At 46.3% G+C, this 1,548-nt stretch carries 1 protein-coding gene and 1 pseudogene; both read right to left on the reverse strand.

Features of this window, described 5'->3' with window-relative positions:
• A pseudogene (locus tag B3180_RS10450) lies at positions 1-611 on the reverse strand (aspartyl protease family protein); the annotation flags it as partial.
• 156 nt (positions 612-767) lie between these two features.
• Positions 768-1,548, reverse strand: a 781-nt coding sequence (locus tag B3180_RS10455; RefSeq protein WP_286844390.1) for a zinc-dependent alcohol dehydrogenase family protein, incomplete at its 5' end; no start/stop codon positions are given.

Here is a 1,548-nt window from a genome sequence, read left to right on the forward strand (position 1 = left end):
TACATATAAATTCCGCCGCTGTTACCGGTATCAAGAATCATCCAAATATCTTTTTCATCATTAAGAGTGACCCGGACCAATGGCCTACCCGACCCTTTTTGAGCTCTCATAGGCAAGTTAGCAACCTCATCCAGATTAAGAGCATCACGAGTGGCAAGGCGTAAGCGCCCGTTAGGATAGTCAAACTGCACAATAAAGTTTCGTAAAAACGGAGCACCAATAATGAGAGCATTACCGGAATGACCAAAGTCTGCACCAACCAGGTTAAGCTCCATTTCAGAGCCAAAGAGTTGGGTCGGGACGCTTTCATATATAGGTTGACGCGACTTGTGATGAACGCCGCTAACGCCCGTAAAAGTTGAAATTTCGTACTCTAAATCATGCTTTTCTATAAATTTTTTATTAATAACATTGAGCTGAGAACCTGAGTCAATTATTGCATTGCCTTCAATGCCATCGACTTCAACGGTAATTCTTACGTGACCACTGTCCAACTCAAAAGGGATCCAATCGGTAACTTCAGCATGACTTGTAAACGCAAGCGCAAGCAGCAATAAACCCAAAAAGCGCACATCGACCTCCATGTATTGATTAGCGTGAAAAAATAACATTTTAGCAACAATCCTACTAAAATATTATCCAGCCGCCAATAGGGTTTTCATACTCAGATGCCGTATGCGTTAGCTTTATTAGTAAGCTTTCAATTGATATAAAAAAGCCCCTGCTTTAATCTCAGGGGCTTTCGTGTCCACAGGAGCTATCTGAGCCTAAAGCTCTACGCAAATTTTACCGAAGTGTTTCCCTGATTCCTCATAACGAAAGGTGTCAGCCAACTCTTCCAACGCAAAGGTTTTATCAATCACCGGTTTAACGCCATTGGACTCTAAGGCGCGCACAAAGTCTTTTTGATGGTCACAACTGCCTACAATGAGTCCCTGCAAACGAGCTTGTTTAGCCATGATTTTTGCAGTTGGAACTTCACCTTCACTTCCGGTTAGCACACCAATTAGCGCAATATGACCTGCAATAGCAACAGCATTAATAGACTGAGGCAAGGTACCCGGCCCGCCGACTTCAATGACGTGGTCGACACCCCGGCCATTGGTCAATTTGCGAACTGTTTTACCCCATTCAGGGTCTTCTTTATAGTTGATCAGGTGGTCCGCTCCCAACCTCTTGTAATGCTCCAGCTTGTCATTGGAAGACGAAGTTGCAAATACGGTCGCCCCCAGGCTTTTTGCTAGCTGGCAGGCAAATACAGAAACGCCGCCACTACCCAGTACCAGCACCGTGTTCCCCGGTTTAATGCCGCCGTCCACCACCAGAGCACGCCACGCAGTAAGCCCGGCCGTGGTCAGGGTAGCGGATTCAGCATGACTGTAGTTTTTAGGCTGGTGAGTAAAAAACTGAGTTGGGCGTACTACAACTTCTCTGGCGTATCCATCAATTCCATCACCCGGCGTATTGCGGAAGTCACCGACAGGCGCCGGCCCACTTTGCCAGTACGGGAAAAAGGTAGAAACGACATTGTCACCTACCTTAAACTCT

Origin of the sequence: Idiomarina sp. UBA4206 (assembly GCF_002383015.1) — a bacterium.
Taxonomy (GTDB): domain Bacteria; phylum Pseudomonadota; class Gammaproteobacteria; order Enterobacterales; family Alteromonadaceae; genus Idiomarina; species Idiomarina abyssalis.